This is a genomic window from Desulforegula conservatrix Mb1Pa (assembly GCF_000426225.1).
Taxonomy (GTDB): Bacteria; Desulfobacterota; Desulfobacteria; order Desulfobacterales; family Desulforegulaceae; genus Desulforegula; species Desulforegula conservatrix.
Genome location: NZ_AUEY01000015.1, coordinates 37,690 through 57,902, shown reverse-complemented (window position 1 = coordinate 57,902; position 20,213 = coordinate 37,690). Strand labels below are relative to the sequence as shown.

The window sequence follows — 20,213 nt, the reverse complement described above, 5'->3', positions numbered from 1 at the left end:
CAAGCCTTGCGGCTTGAGCACCCTACGATCAAAAATTCATAAAGTTTTTTGCGGAGCTTTTTTATAAAAAAGCGACCCGCTCGAGGCACTCGCCCTATCAACTTCAAAACAGCCGAACGAATACGCTTCGTCTGACTTTGGCCTATTGGGCTATAAAGCCTCGCCGGAGGCATAAGGCCTTTTTAACACCCAATACACATTCATTATATTGACTGAGAAATTTCCTCATCAGTAAGATAACATGCCGGATCAGGCGCCCAAACGTCTCCGAGAGCGGCTTCGGCTCTTACCCTGAAATTGCCGCCGCAGATGTCGAGCCATTTGCATGTGGCGCATCTGCCTGTCACGTGATTCTTCTTGTCCTTAAGTTTGATGAGAAGCTCATCATCCGGTTTTGTCCAGATTTCTGAAAAAGGCCTTTGTCTTACATTTCCGAAACTGTGGTGGCGCCAGAACTGATCAGCAAAAACATCGCCATTCCAGCTTACACAACCGATTCCTCTTCCGCTGCTGTTTCCTTCATTCATTTTCAGAAGCTCAAGAACCTCTGAGGCTCTTTCAGGATCTTCATTCAGAAGTCTTTGATAAATATATGGGCCATCAGCATGGTTATCCACAGTAAGAACTTCCTTGGGTTTGCCTTTGTCGTGGAGATCCTTTGTTCTGTCAATTATCATATCAAGGGCTTTTCTTGTATCTTCAAGGCTTAAATCCTCTTCTATCATCTGTGAGCCTCTGCCTGAATATACTAGATGATAAAAGCAGATTCTTGGTATTTCTTTTTCTTCAACCAGATCAAAAATTGCCGGTATCTCGGTAACATTATGCTTGTTTATGGTAAATCTCAGACCAACTTTGATACCAGCTTCCTGACAGTTCTTGATGCCTTCAAGTGCGGCCTTGTATGCGCCTTTAACTGCCCTGAACCTGTCATTGACATCTTCCATGCCATCAAGACTGATCCCGACGTATGAAAGACCGATCCTTTTAAGGGTTTGTGCCATTTCTTTTGTTATGAGTGTCCCATTAGTAGAAATAACTGCCCTCATGCCTTTTGAAACCGCATATTCGGCAAGATCCGGAAGATCTTTTCTTACAAGCGGCTCTCCGCCGGAAAAGAGAATTACAGGAGAGCCGAAGGAAGCAAGATCGTCTATCAGTCTTTTGCCTTCTTCTGTGGTAAGTTCGTCAAAACCTGATTCTTCAGTAGCATGGGCATAGCAGTGAATGCATTTGAGATTACATTTTCTGGTTATGTTCCAGACAACAACTGGTTTTTTGTCAGAAGAGAACTGAAGAAGATGGGACGGCAGACTGCCTGAATGGCGTCCATAACGAAGAGCGTCGGATGGCTCTACTGTTCCGCAGTATAATTTTGAAATGCCAATCATGAAAAAAGTCCTTTACCGGATTTTGTTTTTCCGCAAAATCAATGAATCTCTTTCATCCCGTTACGGATAAGATTTTCTATATAATGCTCAGGAGCAATGAGGGCCTCTCTGGAAATGAAAAAGCGGTTGCGTTTTGCTTTTTCTTTGACCAGTTTAAGTCCAAGCTCAAAATCAGAAGTCATTTTTTTAAAGACTTCATCAACTGTAGCTCCGTGCTTAATAAATTGTTCGATGATGAAATCAATTGCATCATCCTCGAAAACGATATTGATATCATGGCGGTTTAAAAAGTACAGTTCGATTTTTCTGGCGTCGTCATAGAAATTTTTTATTCTCTTTATGGCGTTGCCTGTGCTTGTCATATGAGAGCAATAATAATCAGAAACCAGATTGATCCTCGCCTCGGACAAAGTCAGATTATACTTGAGGGACAGGGATTTCCAGTTTTCAGCCACATATTTATGAACATATTCTTTTTCGGAATCCGCAAGTTTCTGATATATGCTTTCCCATTTTTCACAGTCTTCTGGATTTGTAAGTGACGATATCGTTTCGTCCGGGTTTTTTATTGCTTCCAGAGTCACTGGCAGAAAGCTGATATTTGTTGAAGGAAGCTTTCTTTCAAATTTGAGAAGAGATTTTTCAACGCAGCTTGAAATCCCTCTTGCGCCTGTGTTTTCTGAGTATGCCTCGTCAGCCAGAAGATCAAGAGCGGCTTCCTCGAATTTTATATCAATGTCATAGGCCGCAAAATCGAGTTTCTTGCCAAGTATTATTGGATTATTCGGATTTTTCAGGATCTCGAATATGTCGTCCCTTGAAAGGGTTTCAAAAACTGTACGGATAGGAAGTCTTCCCACAAATTCAGTCTCGAATCCGAATTCAACAAGATCCTCGGTTTTTACTTTTTTAAGAATTTCATCATTGGTCTCTTTTTCCGCTAAGTCAGCACCAAAACCAATTTTTTTGCCAGATATTCTTTTTTTAATTATTTCAGAAAGTCCGCCAAAGGCTCCGCTCATTATGAAAAGAATATTCTTTGTGTTTACTGCGCGCTTGTTTTTTTTGCCTGTCTTCTGGAATCTGTCCAGCTCCTGAAGCATGGAAACAGGATCGTGGGGTACTTTAAGCTCAACGTCGGTTTCCTCCATTGGCTTAAGAAGGGCTCTCTGAACACCTGTGCGGGATACGTCTGCTCCGATCAGGTTTCTGCTTGAAGCTATCTTGTCGATTTCGTCAATATATATGATTCCATGCTCGGCAAGGGCGATGTCATCATCAGCCTCGCGAACAAGATCACGGACAAGATCCTCCACGTCACCACCCACATAGCCTGTTTCGCTGAATTTGGTGGCGTCTCCCTTTACAAAAGGAACCCCAAGTTTTTGCGCAATAAGCTTTACCATATAGGTTTTGCCTGAGCCTGTCGGGCCTAACATAAGAATATTGTTTTTGATGCTTCCGCTAAGCTCGTCAACTGCGTCCGGATTTGCGGCGGCTTTTCTTATTCTGTTGAAGTGGGTGCATATTTTGGTTGAAAGAACAGCCTTGGCTTCGTCCTGTTTGACAATGTACTGGTCAAGATAGGCGATCAGTTCTTCTGGTTTCATATCAAAGTTTATTTTTGTGCCGAGATCTTTAACCTTTGTCTCCTTGGAGCCTTCATGCTCTGGCTGTACGGAAAACTGCGGTGTTACGACCTTGATATTCCCGCCGAATTTTTTGCTTAAAAAATCGGCGATTTCTTTTTCAAGTTCTTTTGGATCTGGTATGTTTTCGTTTTTTACTTCCATATTATCAGCTTCCAATGGTTAAACTATAGAACCCCTTTTTTTCAAAAACAATAACCATAAAATTAAATTAATCAAATTCATATTTTCTTCTTTGTGATATTCATTGGGGGATGGATCTTGCAAAATGCCCCTTTTTTTTGAATTTGAAAAATCTGGATTTACTACTTTTTTTTTGTCAAATATAAGGCCTTATGCTTTCTTCGGCTATTATTTTTTTCAGGTCTCTCTTTTAAGGTTGTTGAAATGACTAAAGGTTTATTTTTTGTATTTTTTATCGCGCTGATTTTTATTTCAGGCTGCTCTGCCACTACTGAAACAAAACAAAATGTTCCGGGTATTTATAAAGATGCACCGGAATGGGTTCTTGCGAGTGATTTTGCCTTCGGGGTAAGCGGTGCGGGTATGGCAGCGATTGATGATGACTATGAAAGCGCATATAAGGAAGCTGAAGAAAATGCAAAAACCGATCTTTATATAAATCTGAACAAAAAAATCAGGGCGTGTCTGTTTGATTTATTCAAAAAAAGCAGAACTCTTGAAAACGAGGCTTTTGCAAGGATTGGCGAAAATATTGCCCAAACAGCTGCTGGTACTTTTAAAACCAAAGAGTCATGGCAATCTCCGAATAATGGAATTTTTGTTCTTGTGGTATCTGATGTGGATGTTATAAGAGATGCGTTTAAAATAAAATTAATGGATTTCTTGAGTGCCAGAAAGCCAGAAGGTTTTGATCCTCAGAATCCCAAAATCCGGGAAGATCTTGAAAAATATGCAAACATGCATTTCAGATATTTCCGGAAATTATAGGCCTTTTTTATTTGCCATATAGTCAAGCCTTCAGCATGACGTCTTAACAACCAAAAAGACAATATAATAATTTAATTTGGAGGATATATGACCCAGATAGTTGATATACGTGCTCGTGAAATAATTGATTCCAGAGGTAATCCTACGGTTGAAGTTGATGTAAAACTTGCCTGCGGTGTAATGGGGCGTGCAGCTGTTCCTTCCGGCGCATCAACCGGAACCCGTGAAGCCCTCGAACTCAGGGATAATGATAAGTCCAGGTATCTCGGAAAGGGCGTTTCAAAGGCTGTTGAAAACGTAAATACAACTATAATTCAGGCTCTTGTGGGCATGGACGCAACTGATCAGACAGCTCTGGACAGAAGAATGCTTGACCTTGATGGTTCTTATAACAAGGCCGAACTTGGGGCAAACGCCATGCTTGGTGTATCAATGGCTGCTGCCAGGGCAGCAGCCGAAGCTTATGGCCTTCCTTTATATCGTTATCTTGGCGGAATAACCGCATGTGAGCTTCCAATGCCGATGATGAATATCATTAACGGAGGAGCCCACGCTAGTAACAAGCTTGACATTCAGGAGTTCATGATCATTCCTGTCGGAGCAAAGAATGTAACTGAGGCAATCCGCATGGGAGCCGAAGTTTTTCACAATCTCAAAAACATTTTGAAATCCAAGGGCATGAGCACAGCTGTGGGCGACGAAGGCGGTTTCGCTCCTGATCTTTCATCGAATGAAGAAGCAATAACATGTATACTCCAGGCAATTGAAGCGGCAAAATATGTGCCTGGAAAAGATATCGGACTCGCGCTTGATGTTGCTGCAAGTGAATTTTACAAAGACGGCAAATACGTTCTCGAGGCCGAAGGCAGAAGTCTTACTTCCGTTGAAATGATCGATTACTATGAAACTCTTGTTAACAATTATCCTATTCTTTCAATTGAAGATGGTCTTGCAGAGCAGGACTGGGATAACTGGGCTCTTATGACAAAGCGCCTTGGCAGCAAGGTTCAGCTTGTGGGTGATGATGTTTTTGTTACCAATCCTGATATTTTCGAAAAGGGTATTAAAGATGGAATAGCAAATTCAATACTGATAAAGCTCAATCAGATTGGTACATTGACTGAAACCCTTGAAGCCATTGATATGGCAAAAAGAGCAGGCTATACGACAATTATTTCCCATCGTTCAGGAGAGACCGAAGATACTTTCATTTCAGACCTGGCTGTTGGAGTGAGCGGAGGTCAGATAAAGACAGGGTCTCTTTCAAGAAGTGACAGAATTGCCAAATACAATCAGCTGATTAGAATAGAAGAAGAGCTCGGTATGCGTGCAAGGCTTGCCAAAGAAATTTTTAAAAGATAGTATTCCACGCATTTTTAATATGTTGCCGCTTATTTTTAAGCGGCAACATTTTTTTTGGTTTTTTAGTTTGTGTTTTGAATCATAAGTCTTTATTTTTAGCCCTGAGATTCAATCTTTAAATTTAAATATATAATAAAATCCGTATATTGAGGAAATTATGTCCAGGTCCACCAAATTTATATTTGTTACCGGCGGAGTTGTATCTTCCCTAGGTAAGGGGCTGGCTTCAGCCTCCATTGCCGCACTTCTTGAAAGCCGGGGATTGAAGGTCACCATCCAGAAGCTTGATCCTTATATAAATGTTGATCCTGGAACTATGAGCCCATTCCAGCATGGTGAGGTTTTTGTAACCGACGACGGAGGGGAGACAGATCTGGATCTTGGTCATTATGAGCGTTTCATAAGCTCATCCATGACCAAAGGTAATAATCATACAACTGGTAAAATATATTATTCAGTAATCTCCAAGGAGAGAAGGGGCGAATACCTTGGAGGAACTGTACAGGTTGTTCCCCATATTACAGATGAAATAAAAAACTGCATGCTTTCCATTGCTGATGGATTTGATGTTGTTATCGTTGAAATTGGGGGCACCATAGGTGATATCGAGAGCCTCCCTTTCCTTGAGGCAATCAGACAGCTCAGACATGATCTTGGCCGTGAAAATGTCATATATATTCACCTTACGCTTGTGCCTTTTATTCCAACAGCTGGAGAACTAAAGACAAAACCGACCCAGCAGAGTGTCAAGGATCTCATGCGAATCGGTATTCAGCCTGATATTCTTCTCTGCAGAACTGACAGAATGCTATCAAGGGACATCAAAAGCAAGATAGCACTTTACTGTAACGTTGATGTTGATGCAGTAATAACCGCTCTTGATGTCAAATGCATTTATGAAGTTCCGCTTGTGTACCGTAAAGAAGGCCTTGACGATAAAATTCTTCAAAAGCTTAACATATGGGCAAGAGCTCCAAGACTTGAAAAATGGGAAGAGATAGTTGACTGCTATATGAATCCCAAATATGCGGTGGAAATTGGTATTGTCGGCAAATATACGAAACTGACTGATTCATACAAGAGTTTGAATGAGGCCCTTTACCACGGAGGCCTTCCAAATAATTCCAGAGTTAATCTCACTTTTATTGATTCTGATTCAATAACAAAGGAAAGCGTTGAGGAAATACTCGGAAAACTTGATGGCATACTTGTTCCAGGAGGTTTCGGAGCAAGGGGCATAGAAGGAAAGATTCTTGCAGCGAAATTTGCCCGTGAAAAGAAAACGCCTTACTTTGGGATATGTTTGGGCATGCAGATAGCTGTTATCGAATTTGCAAGACATGTTTCAGGATTAAATGGTGCAAACAGCACAGAGGTTGATCTTGCAACACCTTACCCTGTAATATACCTCATGCGTGAATGGTTTGACGAAAGATCCCAGACTCCTCAGAAGAGGGATGTTGATTCAGACCTGGGCGGAACCATGAGACTCGGAGCATATCCATGCAAAATAGAGCAAGGCACTAACGCCATGAACGCATATCAGAGCAATCTGATATCAGAGCGTCATAGACACAGATATGAATTTAATAATGATTTTATGGAGCTACTGAAAAACAGTGGCTTGGTTTTTAGCGGATTGTCACCCAAAGAGGATCTTGTTGAGATAATCGAGCTTAAAGATCATCCATGGTTTTTGGGTTGTCAGTTTCATCCGGAATTCAAATCAAAGCCGATGTCGCCGCATCCGCTTTTTCGTGATTTCATAAAGGCTGCCTTGCTAAAGTCAGGTGCCATGGAATAAAAAGGCAATGACGCTCCTATAGTTACACAAATCTTCTTCTCCGGCGTTTGGGGGGAGAAGACCGGGATGAGAGTGCTACAATATACCTTCCATCATTATTGATGGCCTCGCAAAAAGTCAGAAAAGGGCATTGGCGTCATGCCGGACTTGATCCGGCATCCAGTAATTTCAGTTACTTCTGGATTCCAGCCTGCGACGGAATGACGGTAATCGGACTTTTTGCGGTTTTGCCAAGTTTAATATTAAGTCTGTGATAATAAGTTTTTTGAAATGCTTAAGGCTTCCTTTCTTCTTTTAATTTAAAATCCGGTTGAATGGCATTGTTTTGCCTGACCCCTTACCGGCAATATCTGAGTAGGACCTCAGGTTAATGAATGCATTTTTACATCATCACTCCGATTATATAAATTTTATCTGCGGTGTGGCCCTTATTACAATTACAATGATAAGCTGGGGGCTGCAAAAAAACAGGAATAATGGCGATATTTCCTGGGAATGGCTGACCCAATTTGGAGTAGCCGGAGCCTTTAACAGATGGTTCAAGATGTATTCCTGCGGTAGCCCCTGGGTCTCGGACTATCCTCTTTTTCTTGTAATCTCCTCTCTCCTCTGCACTATTTTTCTTTTTGAATTCGGCCGGGTAAATATCAATCTGAAAAGCAATAAAAAGATCGGAATCTGGGTCTATCTTCTTTTCCTTCCATTGATGTTGATAGCAGCAATTAATGGCTTTCATTTACTCGACTATAGTTCACATTCTTCAATGGTTATTGGAGCAGGAGTTCTTGTTTTTGTGGCATTGCGGAAAGAACTGGATATCTGCAAGCCGGATGAGAGGAGTTCGATTAAATTTCTCATAATATTTTTGTGTTGTTATATTTTGACAACAATAGACCTGTTGCCCTTGTTAAAGCTTTTTACATCAAACAATCAGGGTTTTTTAAAAAATGTTGAGGGAATAACCGGATTTATAAATACTGTTTTTTCAATATTTATTGCCTGGGAAATGTGGCGGTATCTTTATACAAAAAATATTAATGGTAAAGGTCTTTATTTTCTTAAAGATAGGCAGTTTAATTTTATTCCGGTTTTTTTAATTCTTTTAGTTCTTATTGGTTGGGTTGCAACAGACTCCATTGGTAAAATATCGGACAAGGATAGAAAAAAACAGCTCTTGGTTAGAACAGAAGCAATATCTTACAAAGTTGACCCAAATTATCTCGAAGATTTGAATTATGAAGCAAATGACTGGTACAAGCCTACTTTTCAGCGTCTCAGGAATCTCCTTATTCTGAGCGGGAGATTGAACCCTGACAGGCGCTATATTTATATGATGGCCAAAAAGAATGACAAGGTTGTATTCACAGTCGAGGATGTTCTTGAGACAGACGCAGATTTTGAGATGCCAGGCGGAACATATGACGATGTCCCAAAAGAAGTTCTGAATGTTTTTGGCGAAGGCCGTTCACTTACACTAGGTCCATATACTGATCAGTGGGGGACATTTGTTTCTGCCTTTGTTCCCATAAAAGCCAGGGGGACGTCCGAAGTTATGGCTGTACTTGGTATGGATATACTTGCAGACAAGTGGGACCTGGAAACCTTTAGCAGGCGTCAGGTTCCCATTTTTATAGTATTCGTGATGATCTCTTTAATTTCCTTCGGTACGATAGCAATTATGAGGAGGGAAAGAAGAGAACAGAAATCAGCGAGTTTTATAAAATATGTTGAAACCATAGTTGTTTTTCTATTTCTGAGTGCAGTATCAATATCCTTATTTTTCTTTATAGATTACAGGGAAAAATACGCCAGACGTCAGAATTTTGAAAGGTTCGCAGAAACAAAAATAGCCGCATTCGAGCAGTCGCTCAAAAAGATATCATCTGAAATGGCCGCATTGAGCGGACTTTTTAAAACAAATTCAGAGATTACAAGAATAGATTTTTTCAGATTTGTTCAGTCTTTTTATCCTGAGCATGTCTCTGGTATTTCATATGCGTGGATACCCAGAATCGCCAAGGAAGACAAAAAAAAATTTGAAGAAAAGGTTTTCAAAAAAAGTCTTGCTGAATCCAAAGAGATTTTCGAGCTTGATAATAAAGGCAACCAGATACCTGCCAAAGAAAAAGACGATTACTATCCGATAATGTTCGCGGAGCCTTCATCAAAATGGTTTGAATATACCGGCTATGATGTGGCTAATGATCCAGCTATTGCAAAAGCACTGGAGGAAGCCAAATCATCGTCCCTATTTACTGCAAGCGACCCTGTTCCTCTTCCTTTGGGAACTAAGAATTATGATGATAGAGGATGGCTTATTTTTGATCCGATTTATGCAGGAGAAAACTATAAAAAATATCTCAAGGGATTTTCAGCAATAGCAATATCAGCACGCCAACTTTTGGATATATCATTTTCCCAGAGAGATCCAAGAAAAGGAGATATTGCAGCCAGGCTCATAGACCTAAATTCCGAGGAAGGGTCTATGCTAATGTGCACTTATGGAGTTAACAGTAAGGCTAATGAGGGAATCCCAATTACATTTTTCTTTGGACATGGTTCATTGAAATGGATTGAGCCAATATTTGTTTTTGGGAGAACATGGGCTATCGTCTGCGAACCAGGAGAAGCGTTTTATAAATCCAATCCGATGTTTCTGCAATGGATTGTTCTTTTTGCAGGCGGATTTTTAACATTAGTACTTTCTGTATTAACATTTTCACTTCAGAATGCTCGTGGCAGGGCAGAAGAACAGGTCTATCTCACCACTTCAGAATTAAAGCAAAGTGAAGAACGGTTCAAAGGTGTTTACAATTCAACGTATGACGCACTTGCTCTCCATGATTTTGAAGGGAAAATAGTGGATGTAAATGCCACAATGATGAAGCTTTTCGGGATTTCATGGCAAGATGCACAAAACATGACTCTGTATGATATTTCAGGCCCTGACAATGATTTATCAAAACTCCCTTTATACTATAAGAATGCTCTTAGTGATCAGGTACAGGTATTTGAATGGCAGGCAAAAAGACTCATTGATTCTCACATTTTTGATGTGGAAGTGGCGCTTAGAAAGTTTAATGACTCAGGTCGCACTCTTATACTAGCATGTATTCGGGATATTACAAAAAGCAAACAGGCAGAAAAAGCTTTAAGGGAAAGCGAGGAACGCTACAGGTTCCTTCTGGAAAACGCCCAGTTCCCGATTATTATAACCTCCCTTGAAAACAGGCGCGAAGTTCTTTTTATCAACAAGAGGGCTTCTGAAATATTTAATGTTGAGGTAAAGGACGCCATTGGCCAGGACCCTGTAAAATTCTGGGAATCGATGGATGAAAGAAGCATTTTCCATGAAATACTGGCAAGAGACAGACAGGTTAACAATTTCGAGGCTGAGCTAAGGACTGTATCAGGTAAAAAAATATGGGCGCTGCTGTCAGCCAAAACAATCAGGTTTGATAACAGACCAGCTGCGTTTACTCTTTTTAACGATATCACTGACAGAAAGAATATGGAAACCGCTCTTGCCGTCAGTGAGAAACAGTACAGAAGCGTTGTAGAAAATATTCAGGACGTTTTTTACAGAATTGATGCAAACAATATATTCACAATGCTGAGCCCCTCTGCCGCTGTAGTCCTGGGATATGATTCAATTGAAAGCCTCATAGGGAAAAAGGCCGAAATAATATGGGCTAATCCTGAAAAAAGATTGATAATGATGTCTGATCTCAGGAAGACCGGATGGCTCAGGGATTGGGAGATTGACATAAAAAAGGCGGACGGAACCCCGATATGCATTTCTGCAAATGCCCATGTAATCTATGATAACAAGGGGATTTACTCCGGATATGAAGGAATCTGGAGAGATATAACCGAAAGAAAAAAAGCAGAGGAAGCTTTACGGGCAGCAATGGAAGCCGCACAAGCTGCAAATATAGCAAAGACTCAGTTCCTTGCAAATATGAGTCATGAAATAAGAACTCCTATGAATGCCATAATCGGGATGACAGGCCTTCTGCTCGATACTTCCCTCAATCCTGAGCAGGGTAACTATATCCAGATTATCAAATCAAGCGGCGAGCATCTGCTTTCCCTGATTAATGATATTCTTGATCTGTCCAAAATTGAAGCTGGCAAGATAGAATTTGAGATTCTTGAATTTGATCTATGGGAAATTCTGGAAGATGTCTGCGATTCCTTGAGCTATAAGGCTCAGGAAAAGAATCTTGAGTTTCTTTTTGTGGCGGAACCCTGGATTCCTTCATTTTTCATGGGAGATGCGGGACGTCTCAGGCAGGTATTGATAAATCTTTCAGATAATGCGATTAAATTTACCAGTTCAGGTCAGGTAATAATCAGAGCATCCATAGTGTCCGAAACCTTGAATGATGCGACTATTAAGTTCAGTATATCAGATACAGGAATCGGTATTCCCCAGTCAAAAGTAGAGCAGATTTTTAAGCCGTTTACACAGGTTGACGGTTCTGTCACCAGAAAATATGGTGGAACCGGTCTTGGCCTTACGATCGTGAAGAGCATCGTTGAAATGATGTCGGGAAGCATAGGCGTTGACACAGTTGAAGGCGAGGGGACTGTATTCTGGTTTACAACTGTTTTTAAAAAGAACCTTGAAGCTCCTTTTACAAGACGTACAAGATTTCTTTTACCACCGCCTGCACGTAGAATGCTTATAGTTTCAGAAAATGACTGTGTAAGAGAATCGATTGAACTTCTGACAGAAAGTTTCGGATATAAATCCGTCAGTGTGCCTAAAGGCATTGATGCGGCAAGAATCCTTGAAGCATCCCAGGCTGATGGATTTTCATATGATGCCGCAATTATAGATTTTTCTGTATCTGATATCAAAATTGAAGATTTATGCCTGTCTATAAGAAAAAAATATTCCCCCAATACAAAACTTATTGGCCTTGTGCCTTTAATCTACAAAGCAGAGGTTGAAAAGCTTAAAGGATATCTTATTGATGATTATGTCACGAAGCCTGTAAGAGTTAAAGCCTTGCGGGATCTATTTTCTGATATGTATTATCCTTATTATGAAGACATTGTATCTGATGCTACTGCCCAGAACGAAGGATTGCCTTTTGTTGCCGAATCTGAAGAGAAAAAAATAAATATTCTTGTTGTAGAGGATAATCCCGTCAATCAGCGAGTGGCTCTTCTCATGCTTAAAAAAATTGGTTATACGGCTGATGTGGCCTCTAATGGCAGGGAAGGCATTGATATTATGAAAACAAATAATTATGATCTTGTGTTCATGGATATTCAGATGCCTGAAATGGATGGATTCGCTGCCACTGAATATGTAAGAAAAAAAGACACGGATGTACTGAATAAAGAAGTCGTGATAATCGCCATGACAGCTCATGCAGTGAAGGGGGACAAGGAAAAATGTATTGATTCGGGTATGGATGATTATATTTCCAAACCTATCAGTATTGATAAACTTACCCAGATAATAGACAAATGGCTAAATAAAGATTAATGAATTTGATGGACTCGCATAAAGTCAAAAACGGCGGGGCTGATATAACCCAAATCGGTTTTCAAGCTGCCCAAAAAATTCTCAGCCAACGTACTATCACAACAATTAGTCGAGGATATGCTGTTCTGCAAATTGAGCAAGGACTTCATGTATTTTTCTCGGAGGGCTTACTTCGAAGTAGTTTTCGATAACCGCATGTCCTAATTCATGGGATAATATTTTCAGATTTGTATTTTCCAATGAGACGTAAACAGAGTTTTTCCCAACAGAATAAAACGCAAGGAAATCAGTTTCAACTCCGTACAATTTTTTATATATATCAGTAACTTCTTTTGCAGTATCTAAAATAACAATTTGAAACCTAAAATTAGCGGGATTCATATCGAGTACAGATTGAAGCCTTGTAATAATAACGTCTATTTTCTGCTTGATCTCATCCTGGTATGTATGTGCAGTGCCCTGAATGTAGTATGAAAGTTTTCCTATATATAATTCCTGATTGAAATTTCGAAGCTGCGAATCATCTTTATAAATAATTGCAGCATATTTTGTATCAAGTTCGGCTGCGCTTGCTGAACTTGAATAGAACATTAACAGACTGCAAAAGCAAAATGCAGCAAATATTTTATTATTAATAATCATTATTGATAGACTCGCAAAACGTCAAAAAAAGACGGTGGCGTCATGCCGTACTTAATCCGGCATCTTTGTATTTTCAGATAGTTCTGGATTCCGGCCTACGCAGGAATGGCGGTAATCGGATTTTTTGCTTCCTTGTCATTATTGATGCTTTCGCAAAAAGCCAAAAATCAGATTTTTTATTAATACTATCAAAAGCATCCCATAATAAAATAGATATGAACGCAGTTTGATAGAAATCACAAAATCAAGTTTTTACGATTATTTATTTAGTCAGTCTAAAACTGTCAACTGTCTTTTTAATTTTCCCAATGCGGTCTACCAAAGTTTTTATATCTTCATCTTCGTTATATTTTTTTTCAATGTTTTTTATGCTGATTTCAATGTCGTTGCTCAAACATCTAATGTCATACAGGCTTTTTGATAGCATCTCATTTACTTCGTTGAATTTATCGGCAATAATTTTTCCTTCATCATATTTGCGAAGAACAAGGCGCTCAGTAAAATCACCGGCAATCATTTTTTTCAAGATAAGGTTGAATCTATAAAATGGGCCAGCAATCCTATGCATTAGTATCATAGTTACAATGCCTGTAAATGCTCCGCCAAGTACAATAAAAAACCAATTACTTAGAAGTATCTGTTTGATTAGAATTGTAGGTGTTGCCCCAACCCTTACATTGTAATTTTCATAAATAATTGACGTCGATCCTGATGAAATTAAACTGAAAATAACAGTGAATAAGGCAACACAAAAAATTGAAATAATGAAGAAATAAAAAATGTATTTTCCTTGAAAACTTTTCGGCATGAAATATATTTTTCTTCTTAATAATTTACTAATCATTGAATTATCCTCATTTATATTCTTTAATATCTATCATAGCTTTGTTTTTGATTTCCTGTTGCCAGTTTTCCATCAAGGCTTTCTTTTTCCCATCCTCAATAATTTTTTTAGCGAATGAACGCATTGTGTCATTTATTGGAGTTCTAATTGAAGAATTATCAATTTCATTTAATTTAATGACCTGATAAACATATTCGTCTTGAAGCGGGGGAGTTGTCTGCCCAGGGTCAATTTCACTAAGATAATATTTTAAGGTGTCGGAGAGATCAGAAAAATCTATTTTTATGTTTTTTTCATTTATATGATAACCCCCTTTCTTTGCAGAATCAAAATCCTTATATGAATATACTGTCATTTCTACCTGATTATTCATTCTATTAAGAAATTTTGATATTTCATCATCAGTTACAATGGGATTAAACTCTTTATTTTTTCTGTTCATTAAAGCTGTTATTAGTGATTGTTCGTAAAAATTTTTTATGTGCTTTTTAAAATCAGATTCCTCATGAATTTTTTGCCTCATAGCCTCCTGAACGAGTAGCTCTTTCTCAATAATGATTCTTGTAAACTGGAAGTCAGTCATGTCGTGCGGCTTATCGCTTATGAGGCCTCTGAACTCATCATTTGAGAATGTACGTCCATTAACTTTAAGAGCAATCTCGTTAGAATTTATATTAGAATTATTCGTTTTTAAAAGTATGCCGATAATGGACAATGTTATTATAATCAGCACTATTATTAGATAATAAATGTGTCTCATAATTACTCCAGATAATATTTGTTATAAGCCAAGCTTTGATCTCGCTTTTTTATTGGACGGATCAATCATAAGAATTTTTCTATACTCTTCATTTGCCCTATATGTAATTCCTATATTTTCATAAAGTTTGGCAGTTAATTCAAAAATTCTGGTGTCATCAGGGAATTTTTCAGATGCTGTTTTAAGTGATTGCAGGGCATAATCGTTTTTACCAATTTTCAAAAAATAATCAGCAGACGCCATAAATGTGCCCGGGCTTGTGTCAGGACATTCCTGGGATTTTATAAATGCGCTTTCAGCAAGATCTGTACTGTTTTTTGAGACGCTGTAAATAGCCAGGGATGTCCAGTAAGATGCTCGTTCAGGCAAAATGGATTTTATTTCATTAAGCTTCATTCCGAATATATTTTCAAGATCAGCAATTTGCTTTTTTTTGTCACCGTTATAAAAAGATAATATTTTTTTAATTATAGTGATGGCTTTATCTTTTTGATTATTAGCGTTGAGGAACATAGAGTATGCCATATGTTCATCATATCCTGCCTCTTTGTATTTGGCAGCTGCGGCAAGCAACTGATTGGCTTTATCTTTCTGGCCAAGCATATCAAACAAAAGGCCAGCTCTCATGAGAATATCCGTATCTGCGGGGTTTAAGGCAACAGCCTTTTCAAACAAGTCCAGAGCCTCGTTATTTTGACCAGATAAAACTTTTATTTTAGCTGCTGCATTTGAATATTTGGAATCAATTGGAAAAGTTTTGATGGATTTATCGGTGATGGAATAAAGCCTGTCAAGGGTCTCTTTTTCGGTGGAATTATTAATTACTGTGTTTTCAATACTTGAAAATAAATATTCTGATTTTAAAGCTCTGCCGTGAATAAATAAGGCAGATAAAAAAAATATTATAGAAAATGCCAGCAATAAAAGTGGTGATGGTTTTCCGGCTTCAGTAAGATATGTCAATTTTTTAGAATGATTTTTAGTCTTGACGGCGCTGCCTGCAACAAAAAGAGAGCATAAAAAAACAAAATAAAGGGCATTGGCTGGAATTTGCATATTAAAATCAAATACAGAATGTAAAAAAATGGAAATTAAACCTGAAAAAGCCGCTATGCATACCATTACAGGATATCTGTCTTTTCGGCCTTTCAAAATCTTAAATCCTGTTGTTATCATTGAAAACAAAAAAAGCCCTATCAGTATTATTGCTATTATTCCGCCATTTGAAGCGAATTCGAGATAATCGTTGTGGGCATGATCCACAATTCTTGTTCCATGAAATGTCAGGTAGGCAGGGAAAATCCACCTATAAGTGCCAAAACCGCTGCCTGTCATAAAAAAATCTTTTATAAGTGGCAAACTGTCTTGCCATATGGCCAGTCTGGAATATGATAAACCCTCAATTTCATTTTTAATATCGTTAAATCTCCTGGTGATGTCTCCCCAACCAAACCAGGTTATGATAAAGGCAACTATAAGCACAAAAAAAGCTGAGTTGATAAATCCGGTTTTGTTTTTGTAAACAAAGGATTGTAAAAGAGAAAAAAGTATTACAGATCCAAACACGAGTCCTATTATTCCACCGCGTGAAAGGCTTAAAAAAATTGATACTGCAATTGTCAGGGCAAAAAAGGCATACTTAAGGGACTCCATCATTTTGGAGCGGCCCCATGAGTCAATCATTCTTTCCCTGAAACTGCCATAAATAAACGTTGGCTTATTATAAAGATAGAGAATCGCAGACAATGGGAAAATCATCTCCATAAGACCGGCGTAGTGATTATGACAGACATAAGGGCCGACGATCATAGCATTATCCGGCACATACCTCAGCCATAAAGCATAATCCTTTCTGAGGAAAAGCTGACATATGGAAGAAAAAGCAAGTATAAACCCAAAGGTTGAAACTGTTTTGACACCTTTTTTGATATTATTTCTGTCTGAAAAAATCTGTACAGATACAATATAGAATATGAGGTATGTAGAGAATCTCATGAATTCGGAAATCGTGGCAGATTTGTTTACTGATATTGTCATAAACGGGGTATTGCCGAATACTCCGACTGTACTTCTATATAACTCCCAGGACGAAGGAGATATTATTTTTACCAGAGACTGGGGGAGCGGGATAATCTGAATAAGAATAAATTCACAAAGAAGAATAAGCGGAACAAGGCCTGGAACTGAATAAAAAGTCCGTTTTTCTTTGACTATATATATCGAGTAGGAAACTGCGGAAAGTGTAACGAGGAGTTCCATAATCAGAAGCGCCCATGTTTCAACAGAACCAAATGCCAGTGGCGCTATTATAAGGCATATAATGATAAGATAATATGAGATTTTGTTCATGCTATGAAACTCTCTTGCCCTCCAATACTTTTAGAGGATTTTCATAAACCAGCCTTAATATTTCTTTTTCATTAAGGAATTTACGAGCATATTTCAATCCATTGGAAATAACAGGTCTTCTTCCTTTTGTTCCGTGGGAGTCGCTGGCAATGAAGTGAACCGCATTTTTCTTTAGCAGATACACTGAAAGTGCCTGAACATCCCTGCCAAAATCACCTGCCAGACTTGATGAAGTAATCTGGACAGACGCACCTTTTTCAATTAGCTCGAATACTTTGTCAGGACTTTTTAATACTGCAGGGTTGCGTTCAGGGTGAGCTATTATTGGGTAATAGCCTTTTGAAATCATTTCTTTAATATATAAGCCAGCGTTGATGGGCAAATAGCTATGGGGGAATTCAACTAAAATATTTCTGGTTCCGTTGATCCCATAAGAATCAAGATTTGATAAAGTAGCCGGATATGCGATTTCAGCTCCTGACGTTATTTTTAAATTTAACCCATTATTTTTTAATTCTATGCCGAGTCTTTTAACCTCTGACTTTATATGCTCAGCAGATGGGTTGATCTCGAAAACATGTGGTGTGGCAACAATAGCTTTAATCCCGTCATTACAAGCGATGCGAGCCATTTCAATTGATTCGGCAACGCTTGTGGCCCCGTCATCAATTCCCGGCAAAATATGACAATGTATGTCTATCATTATTAAAATATACTATGATTCTGAGTCGCTTTTTTCATTTCCTGAGCCGTAATAATAATATCCACTGGCATAATAATCATATTTGTGAATTTTGATATCCACACAGTTGACTACAATACCGAGCAGTTTTGCGTTAATGTCGGCAAATCTTTTAACTCCTTTAATAAGAGCCTCGTATTTTGTTTTTCCTGATCTTGCAATTACGATGGTTCCTTCAACTTCCTTGCTTATGATCAGTGTGTCTGAAACAGCAAGTAAAGGTGGTGAGTCAATGATTACATAATCGTATTTTTGAGCCATGAAAGTCAGCAGTTTCCGGAATCTCTGTGAGCCAAGCAGTTCGGATGGATTAGGGGGCACAGGGCCTGATGTCATAATATCAAGTCCATCAACGGGTCCTTGTTGTATCCCGAACAGCTCTGATGTTCCTGAAAGATATACACTGGCTCCCTCATTATTAACTAAATTGCCTATTTTATGAATTGTCGGTCTTCTTAAGTCTGCGTCTATGATAATTACTTTTTTACCTGTAAGCGCTAAGGATATAGAAAGATTATAAGCTGTTGTTGTTTTGCCCTCATCCGGGCTCATACTGGTTACAAGAATCGTTTTTGGCGGTGAATCTGCGTGGGATAAAAGCAGAGAAGCCCTGACTGTCTTGTAGCCCTCGGATATCTGTGAGCTTGGATCTGAAAAAGTTATACCTTCGGTTTTTTGATTTTTATCCATATTTTGAAGTATTGATCCTAAAACCGGAATACCTGTCTGGGTTTCAGTATCTTCGGATGTCTTTATTGTATCATCGAGATATTCAATAAAAAAAGCTATTCCTGTTCCTCCGAAAAGTCCCAGTACAATTGCCAGAAGCATGTTTTTAATAAAATTAGGCTTGGATTGTTTTTCAGGCGTTTTTGCAGAGTCAACAACAAAAATCTCAACACCTTGACTTTGTTCGGTTATCTGTTTCTCTTTCATTTTTGTGATAAGAGCGTCATAAAGTTGTCTGTTGGTTTCAACGTCTCTTTTCAGGATATTATATTGAATATATTTTTCATTTAGTTCTGTTGCTTCCACTTTGGTCTCGTTAAGGCTTGCCTTGATGCTTTCAACTTGTGACTTTGCTATCTCATAATTGTTTTCTATTGTTTTTATGCCTCTTCGTACTTCTTCATTCTTTCTATCAGTAAGTATTTTCAGATCGGCCTGGGCTTTTATCATCGAAGGATGCTTGTCTCCAAATTTATTGGAGAGTTCCATCATATTTTGCTCTGCCTTTATTATGTCTTCTTTGAGAGCTTTGTAAGTCGTATCATTTATAATATCTGGAATGGATTCTGCGCCTGAAATACCGAGTTGTTTTACTTTGTCGTAAACGGCTTTTATTTCATTTTCTTTGTTTTCAGCTTTGGTGAGCTGTGAGTTAAGATCTCCAAGACGTTCAGGAACAAGACCGGCCTTGTTTTCTATTGTGATCATATCCTTGGATTTTAAATAGTCCTGAAGTATTTTTTCAGATTTTTCCAGCTTTGCTCTTTCTTCGTCAGCTTTTTTTCCCATCCATTCCCTTGTCATGTTTTCAGAACTCATCCTCATTTCAAGAATGGTTTCTTTATAAGCCTTTGCGAATGTATTGGCTACTATTGAGGAAAAAATTGGGTTGGGTGAAGAAAAAGACAGGCTAACAATCCTGCTGTTTCGGACAGGCTTAACTTCGACTGATTCAGAAATTTCCTCCGCAATGATATCTGCCTGAGAAAGGGGCTCTGCCTGTTTTAAATGGTCACTCTTTGAAAGCGATTCTTTGATGTTTTTTATATACTGCTTTACTGAGGCAAGGCTTTGTTTGATAAATGATTTTTTTGTGTCAAAATACTGATCATATGTTTCTGTGAGCTTTAGAATCTCAACCACTTTTTTAGATACATTGGCACTTGTAATGATCTGGAACTGGGTTTCCAGGAATTCGGGGTCCTGGGGCAGGTTATACCGATATTCCTTAAGCGGCTCGGAAGCGTTACGTTCTATCATTAATTTTGCAGTAGCCGTGTACAAGGGTGTCGTCTTTAAAGTTCCAATAAACACCGTGATAAATGTCACAACAAAAAAAACGATTATGATATTTCGTCTTTTTATGATGATTCTCAAATAATCTTGTAGGTTCAGTTCTTTTTCAATCGAATTCATTTAAGACTCTGCTCAATAATTAAAAATTGGTTGTTATATACTGTACACGGCCACAAATAATGGTTTTAAAA

General features: G+C 38.6%; 12 protein-coding genes. 4 read left to right on the top strand and 8 right to left on the bottom strand.

The annotated features are described in order from the left end of the window. Positions 1-203: 203 nt before the first annotated feature. Both ahbC and K245_RS0107900 read right to left on the bottom strand, forming a co-directional pair. Complete coding sequence (gene ahbC, locus K245_RS0107905) at positions 204-1,391, bottom strand: 12,18-didecarboxysiroheme deacetylase (RefSeq protein ID WP_027358850.1); 1,188 nt, start codon at positions 1,389-1,391, stop codon at positions 204-206. A gap of 38 nt (positions 1,392-1,429) precedes the next feature. Beyond that, positions 1,430-3,184 carry an AAA family ATPase gene (locus tag K245_RS0107900; RefSeq protein WP_027358849.1) on the bottom strand — a complete coding sequence of 585 codons (1,755 nt, stop codon included), beginning with the start codon at positions 3,182-3,184 and terminating at the stop codon, positions 1,430-1,432. Positions 3,185-3,427: 243 nt separating this feature from the next. Between K245_RS0107900 and K245_RS0107890 the strand changes: the two genes are divergently transcribed. From K245_RS0107890 to K245_RS26475, 4 genes are all read left to right on the top strand, one after another. Next, complete coding sequence (locus tag K245_RS0107890) at positions 3,428-3,991, top strand: hypothetical protein (RefSeq protein ID WP_027358848.1); 564 nt, start codon at positions 3,428-3,430, stop codon at positions 3,989-3,991. Positions 3,992-4,078: 87 nt separating this feature from the next. Beyond that, positions 4,079-5,353 carry a phosphopyruvate hydratase gene (gene eno, locus K245_RS0107885; protein WP_027358847.1) on the top strand — a complete coding sequence of 425 codons (1,275 nt, stop codon included), beginning with the start codon at positions 4,079-4,081 and terminating at the stop codon, positions 5,351-5,353. A gap of 157 nt (positions 5,354-5,510) precedes the next feature. Next, entirely contained in the window at positions 5,511-7,157 is a 1,647-nt protein-coding gene (locus K245_RS0107880; protein WP_027358846.1) for a CTP synthase, read from the top strand. Positions 7,158-7,527: 370 nt separating this feature from the next. Beyond that, positions 7,528-12,660, top strand: coding sequence for a CHASE domain-containing hybrid sensor histidine kinase/response regulator (locus tag K245_RS26475; RefSeq protein ID WP_051283976.1), 5,133 nt, complete (start codon positions 7,528-7,530; stop codon positions 12,658-12,660). A gap of 105 nt (positions 12,661-12,765) precedes the next feature. Here K245_RS26475 and K245_RS0107870 read toward each other — a convergent pair whose 3' ends face one another. From K245_RS0107870 to K245_RS0107845, 6 genes are all read right to left on the bottom strand, one after another. After that, the gene (locus tag K245_RS0107870; protein WP_027358845.1) at positions 12,766-13,251 is read right to left on the bottom strand and encodes a hypothetical protein; all 486 of its coding nucleotides are present in this window, start codon (positions 13,249-13,251) and stop codon (positions 12,766-12,768) included. 313 nt (positions 13,252-13,564) lie between these two features. Continuing rightward, positions 13,565-14,146 (bottom strand): hypothetical protein, encoded by a 582-nt coding sequence (locus K245_RS0107865; RefSeq protein WP_027358844.1) that lies wholly within the window; start codon positions 14,144-14,146, stop codon positions 13,565-13,567. A gap of 10 nt (positions 14,147-14,156) precedes the next feature. Continuing rightward, positions 14,157-14,906 (bottom strand): hypothetical protein, encoded by a 750-nt coding sequence (locus K245_RS0107860; protein ID WP_027358843.1) that lies wholly within the window; start codon positions 14,904-14,906, stop codon positions 14,157-14,159. A gap of 21 nt (positions 14,907-14,927) precedes the next feature. Continuing rightward, positions 14,928-17,255, bottom strand: coding sequence for an O-antigen ligase family protein (locus K245_RS0107855; protein WP_027358842.1), 2,328 nt, complete (start codon positions 17,253-17,255; stop codon positions 14,928-14,930). A 1-nt stretch (position 17,256) separates the two neighbouring features. Next, positions 17,257-17,958 (bottom strand): tyrosine-protein phosphatase, encoded by a 702-nt coding sequence (locus K245_RS23585; RefSeq protein ID WP_051283975.1) that lies wholly within the window; start codon positions 17,956-17,958, stop codon positions 17,257-17,259. 12 nt (positions 17,959-17,970) lie between these two features. Then, a complete protein-coding gene (locus tag K245_RS0107845; RefSeq protein ID WP_027358841.1) occupies positions 17,971-20,142 on the bottom strand; it encodes a GumC family protein in 2,172 nt (723 codons plus the stop codon). Positions 20,143-20,213 lie beyond the last annotated feature (71 nt).

Coding starts and splice junctions, on each gene's coding strand:
- K245_RS0107855 (WP_027358842.1), bottom strand. CDS start 17,255: ATGAACAAAATCTCATATTATCTTATCATTATATGCCTTATAATAGCG.
- K245_RS0107845 (WP_027358841.1), bottom strand. CDS start 20,142: ATGAATTCGATTGAAAAAGAACTGAACCTACAAGATTATTTGAGAATC.
- ahbC (WP_027358850.1), bottom strand. CDS start 1,391: ATGATTGGCATTTCAAAATTATACTGCGGAACAGTAGAGCCATCCGAC.
- K245_RS0107880 (WP_027358846.1), top strand. CDS start 5,511: ATGTCCAGGTCCACCAAATTTATATTTGTTACCGGCGGAGTTGTATCT.
- K245_RS26475 (WP_051283976.1), top strand. CDS start 7,528: ATGAATGCATTTTTACATCATCACTCCGATTATATAAATTTTATCTGC.
- eno (WP_027358847.1), top strand. CDS start 4,079: ATGACCCAGATAGTTGATATACGTGCTCGTGAAATAATTGATTCCAGA.
- K245_RS0107890 (WP_027358848.1), top strand. CDS start 3,428: ATGACTAAAGGTTTATTTTTTGTATTTTTTATCGCGCTGATTTTTATT.
- K245_RS0107900 (WP_027358849.1), bottom strand. CDS start 3,184: ATGGAAGTAAAAAACGAAAACATACCAGATCCAAAAGAACTTGAAAAA.
- K245_RS23585 (WP_051283975.1), bottom strand. CDS start 17,958: ATGATAGACATACATTGTCATATTTTGCCGGGAATTGATGACGGGGCC.
- K245_RS0107870 (WP_027358845.1), bottom strand. CDS start 13,251: ATGTTCTATTCAAGTTCAGCAAGCGCAGCCGAACTTGATACAAAATAT.
- K245_RS0107865 (WP_027358844.1), bottom strand. CDS start 14,146: ATGATTAGTAAATTATTAAGAAGAAAAATATATTTCATGCCGAAAAGT.
- K245_RS0107860 (WP_027358843.1), bottom strand. CDS start 14,906: ATGAGACACATTTATTATCTAATAATAGTGCTGATTATAATAACATTG.